The following is a 2,601-nucleotide window of genomic DNA, read 5'->3' on the forward strand; positions in this document are numbered from 1 at the left end:
TGCGCAGCACCACCCCCAGGGCGGCCTGGCTCTTGCCCTTGCCATCCCCGTCGTAGACGTGCAGCTGGCCGTGGGCCCGCTCATCGCTGCCGGCGGCCGTCCGGATGCCGATGCCCGAACCCCGGCCCGTCGTGCTGCCTGACCCGCTGCTGCGTCCCGTCTCCCGATGCGGCGTCTGCGTGCGGCTCGGGCTCATGCGCTGGGTGGGTTCGAGGGGATGCTACCCAGCCTCCCCCGGTGCCAGGGGGCTGGGTGTGGCCGGGTGCCGACCCGCCGGCCGGCCCCCCTGCTTGCCAGGATCATCGCCCTGGCCTGCCCCGAACCCCGCCCGTGGCCTTCACCCTGCTTGAGAGCCTGCCCCCCGAACTCGAGCGGAGTCTGGAGGATCTGCGCGCCAGCCTCGCTGCGCTGCCACGCATCGCGGTCGCCTATTCGGGAGGCGTGGACAGTGCCCTGGTGGCGGCCATTGCCGTGGAACAGCTCGGCGAGGGGGCCATGGCGATCACCGGGATCTCCCCCGCGCTGGCCCCGCATCTGCGGCGGGAGGCGGCGGTGCAGGCGCGCTGGCTGGGCATCGAGCATCGCGAGTTGCCCACCGCGGAGCTCGCCGATCCCGCCTATGCCAGCAATCCTTCCGAACGCTGCTACGCCTGCAAGCGGGAGTTGCATCGGCTGCTGGCCCCCGTCGCGGCAGCCGCCGGCGGCGCGGTGGTGCTCGATGGGGTGAACCGCGACGACCTGGGCGACCATCGCCCCGGAATCCGCGCGGCCCAGGAGCAGGGCGTGCGCTCACCGCTGGCGGAGCTGGGAATCGACAAGGCCGGTGTGCGCCGGTTGTCGCGGGCACTTGGCCTGCCCTGGTGGGACAAGCCTGCCCAGCCCTGCCTGGCTTCCCGTTTTCCCTACGGAGAACCGATCACCGCGGAGCGGCTGGAGCGGGTCGCCGCCGCGGAAGCCCGGCTGCATGCCGAGGGCTGGCCTCGACTGCGGGTGCGCTGTCAGGGACAGACCGCCCGCATCGAACTGCCTGCCGAGCAGCTGTCCGCCGCCCTGGAGCTGTGGAGGGATCCCGGCACCCGAGGGGAGCTGGTGGAAGCCTTCCGGCAGCTTGGCTTCACGGCGGTCAGCCTGGATCTGGAGGGTCTGGTGAGCGGCAAGCTCAACCGTGATCTCCAGCCAGGCGCCTCCGGAACGGCCAGCGGCTGAGCAGCCTTCGGGGCTTCGCCTCAGGCCACCAGGGCGGCCGCGGCCGGTGGGCTGGGTGGGGCCTCGTGACTCGGCTGTCGCTCGACTTCTGCGATCGCGGCGGGGGTTTCGCGCCGGAAGCTGGTGAGCTTGTGGTGGGCAGCGGCGAGTTCGTCGGCGAGCACGGCGCAGGCGCGCTCGGGCATGGTGTGGTCCCCACAGGTGAACACATCCACGGCGGCGTAGCCGGACTCGGGCCAGGTGTGGATGGAGATGTGGGATTCGGCCAGCAGGGCCAGGCCGGTGACGCCCTGGGGCTCGAAACGGTGGGTGATCAGATTGAGGAGGGTGGCACCAGCCCGTCGGGCTGCCGAGGTGATGGTGTCCCGGAGGAAGGCTTCGTCGTCGAGCCTGGCCTGATCACAGCCGTAGAGCTCGAGGATGCAGTGCTTGCCGACCGTGGCGGAGATGTTGGCAGAGCTGCTGGTTTTGGCCAGCGTCTCGGCTTTGGCCAGCGTGTCGACTGTGGCCAGCGTCTCAGCTGTGGCCAGCGTGTCGATGATCGGGCGGGTGGGGGTGTGGTCCGTGGTCTGGGGGGGTGTGTCGGCGCTCCATCCAGGGTGGGGGTGGAGGCAGGGCAGGCCTTGGGTCATCAAGGGTGAGCTGAACAGGCAGCCCACCATACGCGCCCGGATCCCTTCCGGCATCAGGTGGGACCCTCGACCGTGACCAGGCCCCCCGCCCGCAGCTGTGCGATCTGACAGCGCGCCCGCCAGCCGGCGCTGAACGCCTCCACATGGGTCGCGCTCACCAGGCATTGGTGATCTTCTCCCACCGCTTCGAGCAGGAGCTGCTGACGGTGCGGATCCAGCTCGGCGAGCACGTCGTCGAGCAGCAGCAGGGGCGGCTCGCCCACCACGGTCCTCACCAGGTCCAGCTCCGCCAGCTTGAGGGCGAGCACCAGGGTGCGCTGCTGGCCTGCCGAGCCGTAGCGCCGGGCCTCCTGGTGGCCCAGGGACAGGATCACCTCGTCGCGGTGGGGGCCCACCGTGCACTGCCCCAGCCGGAGTTCCTCCGGTCTCTGGGCGGCGAGTTGGCTCGCCAGGGCCTCACGCCAGGGCGCCTCCGCCTCCTCGCCCTCGAGAACGGTTCCGCTGCGGTAGCGGATCCCCAGCACATCCCGGCCGCCGCTGAGACGCCGCTGCCAGCCGGCCGCCAGCGGCTCCAGCCGCAGCAGGGCCCGGTGGCGGCGGCGATGCAGCCGGGTGCCCACCGTGGCCATCTGCAGGTCGAAGGCGTCGAGCAGGGCGGACTGCTCCATGCCGCCCAGGCCGCGTCGCAGCAGCTGGCTGCGCTGCCGCAGCAGCCTGCCGTAACGACTCAGCAGGTCGCCGTAGAGCGGCTCGAGCTGGAGCA

General features: G+C 71.7%; 4 protein-coding genes. 1 reads left to right on the plus strand and 3 read right to left on the minus strand.

What is annotated here, in order from left to right:
• Nucleotides 1-196: cob(I)yrinic acid a,c-diamide adenosyltransferase (locus ACLD7X_RS16260; RefSeq protein ID WP_411424727.1), on the minus strand; the 196-nt coding region annotated here is incomplete at its 3' end.
• A gap of 158 nt (nucleotides 197-354) precedes the next feature.
• On the opposite strand from ACLD7X_RS16260, the gene larE reads away from it, so the two are divergent.
• A complete protein-coding gene (gene larE, locus ACLD7X_RS16265) occupies nucleotides 355-1,206 on the plus strand; it encodes an ATP-dependent sacrificial sulfur transferase LarE (RefSeq protein ID WP_411424729.1) in 852 nt (283 codons plus the stop codon).
• Nucleotides 1,207-1,226: 20 nt separating this feature from the next.
• Here the strand turns inward: larE and speD are convergent, their stop codons facing one another.
• Nucleotides 1,227-1,838 carry an adenosylmethionine decarboxylase gene (gene speD / locus ACLD7X_RS16270; protein ID WP_412007026.1) on the minus strand — a complete coding sequence of 204 codons (612 nt, stop codon included), beginning with the start codon at nucleotides 1,836-1,838 and terminating at the stop codon, nucleotides 1,227-1,229.
• Nucleotides 1,839-1,891: 53 nt separating this feature from the next.
• Nucleotides 1,892-2,601, minus strand: a 710-nt coding sequence (locus tag ACLD7X_RS16275; protein ID WP_482763991.1) for a DNA replication/repair protein RecF, incomplete at its 5' end; no start/stop codon positions are given.

Source organism: Aphanothece microscopica RSMan92 (assembly GCF_046613545.2).
Lineage (GTDB): Bacteria > Cyanobacteriota > Cyanobacteriia > PCC-6307 > Cyanobiaceae > NIES-981.